At 60.9% G+C, this 13074-nt stretch carries 11 protein-coding genes; 1 reads left to right on the forward strand and 10 read right to left on the reverse strand.

Going from position 1 to position 13074, the window contains the following annotated elements; genetic code table 11:
- Positions 1-3: 3 nt before the first annotated feature.
- The 10 genes from mraZ to ROS217_RS18735 all read right to left on the reverse strand — a co-directional run bounded on the left by mraZ (position 4) and on the right by ROS217_RS18735 (position 11099).
- The gene (gene mraZ, locus ROS217_RS18690; protein WP_009819364.1) at positions 4-507 is read right to left on the reverse strand and encodes a division/cell wall cluster transcriptional repressor MraZ; all 504 of its coding nucleotides are present in this window, start codon (positions 505-507) and stop codon (positions 4-6) included.
- 725 nt (positions 508-1232) lie between these two features.
- The gene (locus tag ROS217_RS18695) at positions 1233-2642 is read right to left on the reverse strand and encodes a PepSY-associated TM helix domain-containing protein (protein ID WP_040651724.1); all 1410 of its coding nucleotides are present in this window, start codon (positions 2640-2642) and stop codon (positions 1233-1235) included.
- Positions 2643-2711: 69 nt separating this feature from the next.
- Entirely contained in the window at positions 2712-3101 is a 390-nt protein-coding gene (locus ROS217_RS18700) for a DUF2946 family protein (protein WP_009819366.1), read from the reverse strand.
- 23 nt (positions 3102-3124) lie between these two features.
- On the reverse strand, positions 3125-3676 hold the full coding sequence (locus ROS217_RS18705; protein WP_009819367.1) for a GNAT family N-acetyltransferase: 552 nt from the start codon (positions 3674-3676) through the stop codon (positions 3125-3127).
- Positions 3677-3780: 104 nt separating this feature from the next.
- A complete protein-coding gene (rpmG, locus tag ROS217_RS18710; RefSeq protein WP_007799108.1) occupies positions 3781-3948 on the reverse strand; it encodes a 50S ribosomal protein L33 in 168 nt (55 codons plus the stop codon).
- 127 nt (positions 3949-4075) lie between these two features.
- Positions 4076-4687, reverse strand: a complete 612-nt coding sequence (locus tag ROS217_RS18715) for a cell wall hydrolase (protein ID WP_040650757.1) — start codon at positions 4685-4687, stop codon at positions 4076-4078.
- A 164-nt stretch (positions 4688-4851) separates the two neighbouring features.
- Positions 4852-7392: a putative PEP-binding protein gene (locus ROS217_RS18720; protein WP_009819369.1), complete on the reverse strand. Its 2541-nt coding sequence runs from the start codon at positions 7390-7392 to the stop codon at positions 4852-4854.
- A gap of 72 nt (positions 7393-7464) precedes the next feature.
- Positions 7465-9642, reverse strand: a complete 2178-nt coding sequence (gene glyS, locus ROS217_RS18725) for a glycine--tRNA ligase subunit beta (RefSeq protein ID WP_009819370.1) — start codon at positions 9640-9642, stop codon at positions 7465-7467.
- Between the two features lie 3 nt (positions 9643-9645).
- Positions 9646-10170 (reverse strand): DUF6446 family protein, encoded by a 525-nt coding sequence (locus tag ROS217_RS18730; protein WP_009819371.1) that lies wholly within the window; start codon positions 10168-10170, stop codon positions 9646-9648.
- On the reverse strand, positions 10170-11099 hold the full coding sequence (locus tag ROS217_RS18735) for a glycine--tRNA ligase subunit alpha (RefSeq protein WP_009819372.1): 930 nt from the start codon (positions 11097-11099) through the stop codon (positions 10170-10172). The genes ROS217_RS18730 and ROS217_RS18735 overlap by 1 nt, the downstream gene beginning before the upstream one ends.
- Before the next feature lie 188 nt (positions 11100-11287).
- Here ROS217_RS18735 and ROS217_RS18740 point away from each other — a divergent pair, with 188 nt between their 5' ends.
- A complete protein-coding gene (locus ROS217_RS18740; RefSeq protein ID WP_009819373.1) occupies positions 11288-13036 on the forward strand; it encodes a serine protease in 1749 nt (582 codons plus the stop codon).
- Positions 13037-13074: the final 38 nt, after the last annotated feature.

Consider the following 13074-nt stretch of genomic DNA (forward strand, 5'->3'; position numbering starts at 1 on the left):
GGCTTACGCCCCTTTCGGTTGATCCAAGAGGATCAGCGGATCGAAATCTTCGGGGAATTCTTCCAGCCAATTCTCGGTTTTCGACAATTCATCGGCATCGTAGGTCTCAGGCTTCCAGATTTGAAACGTATCGCCCGCCGCGATAAAGAACGCCTCATCCTCAAGCTCGATCTTCTTGCGCAGCTTGGCGGGCAGCACCAGCCGCCCGGTTTCATCCACCGATGTGGGAAAGCTCTGTCCGTGGAACATCCGCTGCAGCATCTTGCGTTCCATAGACCCGCGCGGCAGGGCATTGATCTTGTCATCGACCTCCTGCATCGCCTCAATGGTATAACACTCAAGGTAGCGCCGCCGATGGTCGCCATAAACGATGATCAGTTCGGGATTGAGGCCGTCGGTCCAGTTCGGGTCCGAGGCCTCGATCACACGGCGAAACAGGGCCGGGATTGATACCCTGCCCTTTCCATCCACCTTGTGGAGACTCTCGCCTCTGAATATCCGGCCCACTGTCCCGTTGGTCCTCTTGTTCGCCCCAGCTTGAAATCGAACCCCTGAGACACGAAACGGCGGGTTGATCTGCTGCCACTGATCAACCCGCCGCCCTCGTCCCGCCTAGCGGGGGGTGTCCGACTGCGCGCGCCACCTGGGGGGATGTCTGCTCGCTCGCGCGCCGGATCTCTTTATTCGATGAAAGCGGGGGCCTGTATGAAACCTGACTTGGGAGTTTTCGGGGTCTTTGCGCCCCTCTGTGATCCCGTCCTCATCGTGTATTCTTCATACAATGGGAAATGCTCCCATAGCAACGATTTTTTACGATACTCGGTACAGGATTTAGTTCTTAACATACCCAGAAAACAACATCATGTGGCAAGTTATCACAATTTATTACCGTATATGGTGCAGTATACTTCATGAATAACAATATATGCACCAATGACAACATCAAAGAATGTACCGTGATTTCCCATGATAATATGAAAATTCCCTCCGAAAAGCCATCTCGCCCCACAACTTCACCCTTAGCAACCTGATTAACCCAAACAAAGGCACCCGAAATCCCTGAGTGATTCGCGGAAATCTGCTTACTTTTCGCATTGAAGCTTCTCCGTCCCATCTATTCCCATGCCAACGCCTTTCCTGGCCTGCAAAACGACAGAACCCCGCCTGATGGGCGGGGTTCTTGGAGTGGTGGCTGTTGCCAAGTCGTAACGATCAGGGGTGCGCGTCCTCGCTCAACTCACCAATCGCCGCAAGGCAGGCAGGCGAGACAGGATCAGAGCGTCGAGTGCGAGCACTGTGATCAACGTCACCCCCGCAAGCGGAAAGGCCAGCGACACCGCCAAACCGACCAGCACAGCGCCCTGCCACATCGGCATATCCTTGGGCAGTGGCGGTGCCGAGAGACGTCCACCTGCCCCGGCGGGGCGGCGTTTCCACCACATGACCACGGAGCTGACGCAGAGAAACAACACCGCGAGGCAGAACACGGTATTGGCCAGCACGCTCCAGAGCCCCAGTGTGCCCATATGAAGCGCGATTCCTACCGCCATCGCCTTGCCCGCCAGCGAATAATCTGCATAGCGCACATCGGCGAGGATATTGCCGGTATATTGATCTACATGCACCGTGCGGTCGCTGGTAGGATCGGTATCGTCGGTATTCATCGAGTCCCGGTTGATCGTCCAGACGCCAGTTTCGCCGTTGGGGAGGTTGAGCTGATACCGCGCGTCAAAGCCGATCTCGCGCGCCAAAGTATCCAGCGTGTCGATATCGACCGCCGTTCCGGCGTCGACATCAACCCCGTCATGCCCCGCGTGACTGCCAGAGGCCGGCATTGGTGTCAGCTCCAACGCCCAAGGCACCTCTTTGCGATCATGGTTCATGCTGGCATGAATATCGTCCGAGAGCGGCACGTTGTCCCACTTCTCAGCGGGAAACTGACTCCATGCCTGAACCATTTTCTCGCCCCAGATGCCCGCCCAAGCGAGGCCCGAGACAAGAAAAAAGGCCAGAACAATGGATATCCAGAAGCCCAGAACGCCATGCAAAGACCGCCAGAGCGCCCGCCCACGCCCAAATGTGGGGATCAGTGCCGCACGCCAGCCTGCGTCTCGCGGCCACCACATATACAGACCCGTGGCAATCAGAACCATTCCGAGAGAGGCCGTAATTTCCAGCATGCGATCACCGGTCACGCCAAGCATCAACTCGCTGTGAATTCCATCCGCAAAGTCATACCAGCCAGTGCGGCGCGGGAAAATCTCAAGCACCTGCGCCGTATAGGGATCGACGACGACCATATTGGCCTCGCCCTCGAGATCGACACGGAAAATCGCGGCCAGATCATCGCGACGCGGGGCCACGTATTGTTTGAGCGTGCCGCCGGGAATAGCGCTGAGCGCCCCCTCAGCCTGAACCGACACGGACAGCGCCACCTCTTGCGGCACCACCGGCGTGCGTTCTCCATCACGCCCGTCCACCCATGAAATCCAAAGCATCATCATGCCGGTAACGGCCAATATGCAGAAGAACGGGATCACGAACAGACCGGCATAGAAATGCCAGCGCCACGCCGCAAAATAGAACTTGTTAACCCCGGGGCGCGCCTGCGCAGGGGTGTAGGCCGGATCAATCGACGTCATGGATATCTCCATCAGAGATGGCCCTCTAACGCGAGGGCAGAGTTTGAAATGAGCTGGGGTTTTGAATAATCAGACGCGCGGCGGAGCGCGGCTTTGTGGCAAGACATTCGACCTTGCCAGTCGCAGACCATGAGAGCCATCGGGCCGCAAATCCACGATACGCGGAGCGAGCCAGGCCGTGCAGGGCATCTCTGCGGACGGCAGTAGCACGCCATCGACCAGACGACAGGCCTCGCAGCCGTTTGTCGCCTGATGCTTTGAATGCCCCGACGGACCGTCTTGCGCCACATGGTCTTCACAGAGATCCTGCGCCGTGCCCCCCGCCGCCACAAAGGCGAGGTAGTCCGGGTCCATGCTCCGCTCGTCATTGCCGCGGTGCGCAAAGCCCACAGCGGCCATCGCCACACTGAGGGCGAAGACCAAAATCAATCGCGGAAAAGGGCTCAATGAAACGCGCATCACGGACAAGACCCTGACACAGGTCACAGAGTCGCACCAGCCTCAATTACCTCCGGTCGCGGTGCAATTCCCTGCTCCAACTCGTGGCACATCTGCGCAGCGGGCAGGCTCACTTCCGGCGAGAGCCCCAGAACCACCTCACCCATCGACTGAAACCCACCTGCAGTGCAGAATGGCACGGCATTCAGAGGACAGAGGCAATGCAGGCGATGCACGCCTGCCCGGCCCGCCGTCACCTTGAGATGCTCCAGCAGAGCCCGGCCAATTCCCCGGCCCTGCCAATCCGGCGCAACGGCCAGATGCCGCAGATGCGCATGTCCCAGAGGGCAGGTCCGACCAAATGGGCTTATATCGCTCCAACCCGCAATGCCCAGCACATCCTCGCCCACCTCAGCCAGATAGTACCGCCCGCCAAACAGGAGCGTCGGTGCCGAGCGGGTGAGAATGGGAACGGCTTGGCGCACCAATGCCTCGGGATACACGCGTTGCATCTGCAGACCGTAGGCCGAACGGAGCAAATCTGAGATCGCGGCATGATCGGCGGGAAAGACTGGGCGGATCAGAAACTGGGGCATGGGAGACACTCTTGCGGTAAAATCACCGGCCACCGGAGCGCCCCAAAAGAAAAAGCCGCGCTCGGGTTGGCGCGGCTTTGGCTGTCTGGTCTGAAAGGGGGATCTTACTTGATCTTGCCTTCCTTGTACTCGACATGCTTGCGCACCACGGGATCGTACTTTCGTACGGTCATCTTTTCGGTCATGGTGCGTGCGTTCTTCTTGGTCACGTAAAAATGGCCCGTGCCCGCGGTCGAGTTCAGACGGATCTTGATGGTCGTCGGCTTCGCCATTGGTTATCTCCTGCGCCGGGCAATAGGATCACCCGTGAATATCTCATGAAGCCTGCCTTTTACCGACGCGCGCGCCCGAGTCAACCGCGATTGTCGTGAAAGTCAGCTATTTCCTTGTTCAACCCACTCAGTTCGAGGACAGACGCGTCGGTTGCCGATAGAAATGATGCACGCCAATAGAGGCCGTGCGTGGAAACTGCCGGGCCCAACGCGGGGCGACGGCGCGGGTATGGTAATGCGTTGCTCCGCTGGTCAGGCTGCGAGGGGCACCATCGACCATCAACCGGGCAACTTTGCCCACCGTCTGATAGGCGGCGCGCTCTGCAATGACGTCGGAATGCCCGTCGCAAGTGTAGGTAAATTGGCATTCATATTTTCGGCCGGTTCCCTGATGGATCACGCCGCAAACTGTATTGGGATAAGAGGGATCATCAACCCGGTTCAGGATGACTTCGGCCACCGCGAACTGTCCCTTGATGCTTTCACCTCGGGCTTCAAAGTAAAGCGCCTCTGCCAGACAGCGCCACTCTGCTCCGCCTTCGGCTGGGCTTTGCTGATCAAGCCATGTGCTCGAATAGCTGATCTCGGTCTCGGGGCGGCTCAAATAGCTCGCCATTCTGTCACCTGAGATCGCGCGCAATGCGCGCATTTCCTGTTCCATCAATCGGGTCACGGGCGCGTCTGCGACGACCGGACCTGCCAACACTGCGAGTGCCGCAGCGAGTGCAATCCGTCTCATACATCTTCTCCAAGCCGATGGACGTATGGTCCACTGCATCCGCGCCCTCTAGACAAAAAGGCCCGTTGCGTCCACCCGAGCCACCGGCAAGTTCCCGCCTATGGCTTTTCCTGTCTCAAAAAGCGCCTCGACTTTGTCTGATGTTGCGCAAACAGCGGTTCTGACTACCGCATCTTGTCTTTGACGGTCAGCTGTGCGGCAGCAAGTCGCGCCACCGGAACACGGAAGGGAGAGCAGGAAACATAGTTGAATCCGGCATCCCGGCAGAAAGCGATTGATTCGGGGTTGCCACCATGCTCACCGCAGATCGACAGGCTGATGTCAGGATTGGCCGCGCGCCCACGCTCTGCCCCGATCTTGAGCAACTCGCCCACGCCATCGACATCAAGCATGTGGAACGGGTCCTCGGGATAGACGCCCTGCTTGACATACTCCGACATGAACCGCCCCGCGTCGTCGCGCGATAGCCCATAGGTCATCTGCGTCAGGTCGTTCGTGCCGAAGCTGAGAAAAGACACCAACGGCGCAAATTCACCGGCGCGCAACGCCGCGCGCGGCGTCTCGACCATTACGCCCAGATGATAGGTGAAATCGCGCCCAGTCTCGTTTCGCACTGCCGCGGCCACCGCATCGACCCGGGTTTTCACCAGTTCAACCTCACGCTTGGCACTGACCAGCGGAATCATGATCTCCGGCACCACCGGCGCACCGTCGCGGCTGGCCTCGAGCGTTGCTTCAAAGATGGCCCGTGCCTGCATGTCGTAGATCTCGGGCACGGTGATGCCCAGACGCACACCCCGCATGCCCAGCATCGGATTATATTCGCTCAGCGCCTCAACCCGCCGTGTCACATCCGACAAGGGCAGATCCAGCGCCTCGGCCAATTGCAAATGCCCCACCCGGTCGGTCGGCAGAAATTCATGCAGCGGCGGATCAAAGAGGCGAATACAGACCGGCAGCCCTTGCATGATGCGGAACAAATCCGCCAAATCGGCCCGCTGCATCGGCAAGAGCCGCTCGAGCACGGCGGCGCGATCCTTGCTGCCATCGGCAAAGATCATCTCGCGCATCACGGTCAACCGCTCGGTGTCAAAGAACATGTGCTCGGTCCGGCACAGCCCAATGCCACGCGCATCAAAATTTCGCGCAACCACAGCATCGGCCGGAGTGTCGGCATTGGCCCGCACCGCAATATCGCGCACATCATCGGCCCAACTCATCAGCGTCTGAAACGATTCATCCCGCGCGGCCTCGAGCAACGGGGTCTCTCCGGCCAGAACCAAACCGTTGGTGCCGTCGATGGTGATCACATCCCCAGCCTTGACCACCCGACGGTCGGGCATGGTCAATTGCTTGCGATGGGTCTGGAAATGGATTTCTGACGCCCCCACAACGCAGGGGAGGCCAATGCCGCGCCCGATCACCGCTGCATGGCTGGTCATGCCACCGCGCTCGGTCAGCACGGCCACCGCCGCATGCATGCCGCGAATATCCTCGGGGCTGGTTTCACGCCGCACAAGGATGCAGGGTTCGCCGCGCGAATGGCCCGCCTGCGCCTCGGCGGCGGAAAACACCACCCGGCCCGTGGCGGCGCCGGGACTGGCGGCAATTCCGCGCGCCAGCACATCACGGGGCGCATTCGGGTCCACTTGACGGTGCAGCAATTCATTGAGCGAGCGCGGCTCGATCCGCATCAGCGCGTCGTCACGGGTAATGATCCCGTCCTCGGCCATTCGCACCGCAATGGCCACCGCCGCGCGCCCGTTGCGTGGCACCCGTAGACCGTCGAGAATCCAGACCTTGCCGTTTTCGATGGTGAACTCAGCCTGCATTTCCTCGCGCAGCTTTGTACGCATCAATTCCGTATGCGTCCTGATCTCGGCAAAGGCGTCTGGCGCCAGCTCCTCGAGCGAGGGACCGCGCGGGTCACGCGTCAGATAGAGCGCATCCACCCCGCCGCTCAGCGCATCGCGCCCTTGGCTCTGACTCAGGTAGCGTCCGATGATCTGGCGCGCGCCAGTCACGCCATTGACCAGTTGCATCACGCCAGAGCCGCATTCCCCCTGCCCCAGCCCAAGCGCCAATTCCTGCACCACAAGGCCCAGTCCCGCATCGGCAGGCGCGCCCTTGGCCTGCCGCAAGAGCCGCGCGGTGGTCCCCTCCCAGGCCCGCGCCATAGAGCGCAGCACCTCGGTCAATTGCTTGCCGGGATCTTGGGGGAATTCCTCTTCGGCCTCGACCTCATAGGCCTTGAGCGCTTGACTGAGGCCCAGAACCGGGTCTTCGGACACATCCTCGAACACATCTGGGTCCAGCCGCGCCACATGGATCGCATAGGCCTGCACAAAGCGCAGATAGATGTCCGACGCCGCCTGCTTGCCGATCCGGTCCGACAGTTCGACAAACCGCGCATCGTTGATGCCAATATTCAGAACGGCCCCCGGTCCACCCCAATCGGGGTCTTCCGATGAGGGGCGCACACAGAGGAGCGGCGCATCGCCGAACGGAGCCAGAAACCGCAGCATATCGGGAACTTCGCCGGCCGCGATCCGGTGCACCGCCTCGAACGACAGCGCGACGGTGCACGGCACCGGCAGATCGAGCCGCACGAGGCGTTGCAGGCATTTCGCCCGCCCCCCGTGGGTGTGGGGCTGCACCGGGGCCGAAGGGGTGATGAGGGTGATATGGCTGTCGTCTTGCTGCACTGCGGCACCTTTCCTTTGACCGCACCATACGCCCGCTGACGCGCAAGGCAAGGGAAAGGATGACGGGTTGGGTTACCCTTCAATCCGTGTGAGGTCAGCCGCTTGCAGACAGATGTGCCGGATGCTGCTCAACAGGTTGAGGCGGTTGCGGCGGATGACTTGGCTTTCGGCATTGACCTGCACGGCAGTAAAGAAAGCGTCTATGGGGGCGCGTAGGGCTGCGATGGCCCCCATCGCCCCGGCGAAATCCTCGGATTTGAGCGCGATGGCAATGGCGGGTTCCGCAGTGGCGAGGGCGGCAAAGAGCGCCTTTTCCTCATCCGTTTCCGCGAATTTCACATCCGCGCCATAGGAATATTCCACGCCATCCTTGGCCTCGGCTTGGGTGAGGATATTGTTGGCCCGCTTGAAGCCCTGAAGCAGGTTCTCACCGTCATCGGTCTTGAGGAAATCAGCGAGCGCCGTGGCGCGCTTAACCAAAAGGGTGAGATCGTCGTTGCCCTCCATCGCAAGGCAGGCGTCGATCACGTCATGGCGGATGCCGTCGTCCTTGAGATGGACCTTGAGGCGGTCGTGGAGGAAGGACAGGAGGTTAACGGCTCTTGCGTCTACTCTACGCCCATCGACTTCTGGAAGTACTTGGAACGCACCACCGGAAATATTAATACCACCAAGCTTCTGTTTGTTCTGCGAGGCGGTCTCCGAAATTGCAATGCCGACACGATTGAATGACCCGGTAAGCACATCCAGAAGTTTCACGGATAGCTGGCCATGGACAACTAATCGATCCACCCCCAACGCCGCCCGCCGCAGCGCGTAGGGGTCTTTCGATCCGGTGGGTTTCTCGTCAATCGCCCAGAAGCCGGTCAGCGTGTCGATCTTGTCGGCGAGCGCCACGGCCACCGACACCGGCGCGCTTGGCACGGCGTCGCCGGGCCCGAGGGGCGAGTAATGCTCTTGGCAGGCTGCCGCCACCTCTGCGGGCAATCCTGCCGCCGCCGCATAATACCGCCCCATCAACCCCTGCAATTCGGGGAATTCGCCGACCATTGCGGATTGCAAATCGGCCTTGGCCACCTTTGCCGCCTGTTCCGCCAAATCGGCATCGGCGCCCACATGCGGCGCAATCTCGCGCGCCAGTGCCGCGATACGGGCGATGCGGTCGGCCTGTGATCCCAGCTTGTTGTGGAAGGTGACATGCGCCAGCCCTGCGCCCATCCCCTCCAACCCCTGCGCCTGAACGGTGCGCAGGTCATTTTCCCAAAAGAATTTCGCATCCGACAGCCGCGCCGCCAGCACCTTTTGATTGCCCGCCAGAATGGTCGCGCCCTGATCGGCGGTCTCGACATTGGCGACGGTCACAAAGCGTTCGATCCGGCCTGTCTTGGGATTCTTCACGGAAAAGAACTTCTGATGCTCTTTCATCGAGGTTTGCAACACCTCGGGCGGCAGGCCCAAAAACGCCTCATCAATCCGCCCCATCAGCACCACGGGCCATTCCACCAGCCCCGCCACCTCGGCCAGAAGCCCGCTATCCTCGACCAGTTCCAAACCAGAGGCAAAAGCCTGATTGCTGGCCTCTTGCCAGATATGTTGCGCGCGTTCCTCGGCTTCCAGAATGACATGCGCGCGGCGCAGCTTGGTGCGGTAATCATCAAAAGAGGTCACGGCAAAGCGCCCCGCCCCCATGAAGCGATGCCCCTCGGTCGAATTACCCGCGCGGATGCCGTCCACATCGAGATCAACGACCTTCACCTCGCCCGCCTCATCGGTCAGGATGCAGAGGATGGAATGGAGCGGGCGCACCCACCGCAAGCTGCCCGCACCCCAACGCATCGACTTGGGCCAAGGGAAATTGCGGATGATCCGGTCGAGTTCCTCGGCCACAATCTCGGCCGCCGGGCGTCCGGGCTTGGTGATCGTGGCGAAATAGACCTGACCCTTTTTCTCGTCGCGGATTTCGAGCTGTTCACGAGTAAGCCCCGCACCGCGCAGAAACCCCTCGATTGCCTTTTCGGGTGCGTCGACACGCGGGCCTTTACGCTCCTCTCGGGTGGTCGGGCTCTGGCCGGTCAGCCCCTGCACCGTCAGCGCCAGCCGCCGGGGGGTGGAAAACGCCGCAGCACCGGCATAGGTCAACCCGGCCTCGACCAGCGCCTCGGTCAGCCGCGCGCGCAAGTCCTCTGCGGCCTTCGTCTGCATCCGCGCCGGGATTTCCTCAGAGAAGAGTTCGATCAAGAGGTCAGGCATGGTTCAGTATCCTTGGGGCGGTTCGGGACAATCGGCGGGTGCGGGCTGGCCATCAAACACCACCTCGCCGCAGCGGTTGATCTGGTGCCAGACATAGCCGCGCCCGTCCTCTGTGATAGCGACCACGCGGTCCACGCCGTAAATCACGTCACGCTGGCCAAGAAAGGCAAGCGCGCTACCCTCTTCCAGCGCTTGGCCTATGGCTTGGGCGTCGTAGCAATCAAACCATGAAGGTGCAGTCAGCGGCTCTGCCCGCTCGTATATCTCATAGGTCTCGCTCAGCATCGCATGGCTCATCGCGGTGGTGAAACAGGCGCGGTAGCGGATCGGGCTGCTGCTGGCGTCGATGGCGGTGAAATTCTCATAGAGCACCGGTTCGGGCGCGCCCGTGACCAAGGAGGTCAGGACCACATCGTTGGTGCCATCCGCCGCGACCTCTTCGTAGAAGTGATAGACTTGGAGATAATACATGGCCGCACCGGCCACCAATGCCGTGATCAAGATCGCCCCCGCCAGTATCTTGCCCATTATGCCGCCTGCCCCCCTGCGTTTGTCTGCACGAACGCATCGGCGCATTGCTTGGCCAGCGCGCGCACCCGCCCGATATAGGCCTGCCTCTCGGTCACAGAGATGACACCGCGCGCGTCAAGCAGGTTGAAGAGATGGCTGGCCTTGATGCATTGGTCATAGGCGGGATGCGCCATGATGATGCGTTTGCCGGTCTTGGGGTCCACGGCCTCTTGCGCGAGGATCGCCTGACATTCGGCCTCCGCCTCTTCAAAGTGGCGCAGGAGCACGTCGGTGTTGGCGACGTCGAAATTCCAGCGGCTGTATTCTTCTTCGGTCTGGCGAAAGACATCGCCATACTTCAGCGGAATGGGGGCGGCGGGATCGTTGAAGGGCATGTCCATCACGTGATCAATGCCCAGCACATACATCGCGAGACGCTCGAGACCATAGGTCAATTCGCCCGACACCGGCGCGCAATCATGCCCGCCGACCTGCTGAAAATAGGTGAACTGCGACACTTCCATGCCGTCGCACCAGACCTCCCAGCCAAGCCCCCAAGCGCCCAGCGTGGGGCTTTCCCAGTCATCCTCGACAAAGCGGATGTCATGCAGCGCCATGTCAATGCCGATGGCGCGCAGGCTGCCAAGATAAAGATCCTGCAAATTGGGTGGGCTGGGTTTGATCAGCACCTGATACTGATAATAATGCTGCAAGCGGTTAGGGTTCTCGCCATAGCGCCCATCGGTGGGGCGGCGCGAGGGCTGCACATAGGCCGCGGTCCAAGGTTTCGACCCCAAGGAGCGCAGCGTGGTCGCAGGGTGAAAGGTGCCCGCCCCCACTTCCATATCATAGGGCTGCATCATGGCACAGCCCTGAGCGGCCCAATAGGCCTGAAGCCGCAGGATAATCTCCTGAAAGCTGCGCGGTTTTTCGGTGGTGTCGCTCATGCCTGACCCCAATGCTGCCCCTGATTTGCCGCCCCTACCTAGGCCGGGTGCGGGGCGGGGTCAATCGGACGTTTGACGCGCAACACGCCTCGGCCCGGTCCAAATATTTCGAGTGCATCGCCCGGCAATTTTGTTAAAACGCCCAAAAGGTCTTAATGACCGCAACATGTCACGATTTAGGGAAGCTGATGGTGCGTTTTTTTCTGGGGTTCATCTTTGCGGTATTCATGGCCGCTCCCGCAGTACAGGCACAGGAGGACGTGGTCTGGGTCCAGATTGAGGCCCAGCCGAGCCTCAACGAAGCACAAATCGCAACCCGCCGCTATGCAGCGACACTGGCCGATGTGAACGGGTTTTCACTCGGTCGCGGCTGGTATGCGATAGCACTTGGCCCCTACCGGCGCGACGAGGCCGAGCGCGTATTACAGGTCTACCGGGCAGAGGGCGTGATCGCGCGCGACAGCTACATCGCGGAGAGCCGCGATTATCAGCAACAATTCTGGCCGATTGGCGCGAACCTGCTCGCGCAACCGACCGTGCCCGCAGTCCCCATTCCCGATAGCCCGCCTGTTGTATCGCTGGACTCTGCGCCGGAACCTGTCCCCACACCAGCGCCTGCGGATGAGACCCCGTCTGAGGCCCGCGCGAGCGAGAGCCGTCTCACCCGTGACGAGCGTGCTGATGTACAAGTGGCGATGGCGTGGGCCGGTGTCTATGACGGCGCGATTGATGCGGCCTTTGGACAAGGCACCCGCGCCGCGATGGCGCGCTGGCAGACACAGAACGGCTTTGACACAACAGGCATTCTCACCACCCGGCAGCGCGCCGAATTGCTGCGCCAATACAATGCGGTGTTTGATGGGCTAGGTCTTGAGATCCTGCGCGACAATGCCACCGGCATTGCCATGGAATTGCCCACTACGGTCGTTACATTCGAGCGTTACGAGCCGCCCTTCGCGCATTTCAACGCCGTGGGTGAGATCGAGGCCCGGGTTCTGCTGATCAGCCAAGAGGGCGATCGCGGCACCCTGGCGGGGCTCTACGACATCATGCAAACCCTTGAAATTGTGCCAGAAACGGGTCTGCGCAGCCTGGAGGGGGATAGCTTCACGCTGATCGGCGAGGGGACGCAGAAGATTTCGCAAACGCGGGTCTGGCTGCGGGACGGAGAGATCAAAGGGTTCACCCTGATCTGGCCTGCCGGGGACGAGGCCCGCCGCACCCGTCTTGTGGGCCGAATGCAGGACAGCTTTACTTGGCTTCCCGGCACACTCGATCCCACCGAGGGCGCTGGCGCGCAGGACATCGACCTGATCTCCGGGTTGGAAATCCGCAAGCCGAAGCAGTCGCGTTCTGGTTTTTACGTTGATGCGGGCGGTGCCGTATTGACCACCGCCGAGGCGGTCGAGAGCTGTGGACGGATCACAATCGACGAGAGCTACGAGGCCGATGTTGTCTTGTCCGATGCAGCCCTTGGGGTGGCCATCTTGCGTCCGCGGATGGCCCTTGCCCCGCTGCGTATTGCGACCTTTCAGGAATCCACACCGCGTTTGCTGAGTGATGTGGCGGTTGCAGGGTATTCCTATGGTGGCCTTCTGGGGGCGCCGACGCTTACCTTTGGGCAACTCTCGGAATTGCAGGGGCTGAACGGTGAACCGCACCTCAAACGCCTCGCGCTCGCCGCGCTGGACGGCGATGCTGGTGGCCCCGTGCTTGATGTCGGCGGCGCGGTGTTGGGCATGTTACTGGCCCACGCACAGGATGGGCGGTCTTTGCCGGATGACGTCAGCTTTTCGGCCACCAATGGCGCGCTGCAAGAGGTGCTGACCCGTGGTGGCATCACCCCACGCACCACCTCAGCGCTGGACCGGATATCGCCCGAGGCGCTGACGGACCGTGCAGGCGACATGACCGTGCTGGTCAGTTGCTGGGACTAGATGCGGCGCGGACAACGCCACGCGCTGCTGCATATCCC

Source organism: Roseovarius sp. 217 (assembly GCF_000152845.1).
Classification (GTDB): Bacteria; Pseudomonadota; Alphaproteobacteria; order Rhodobacterales; family Rhodobacteraceae; genus Roseovarius.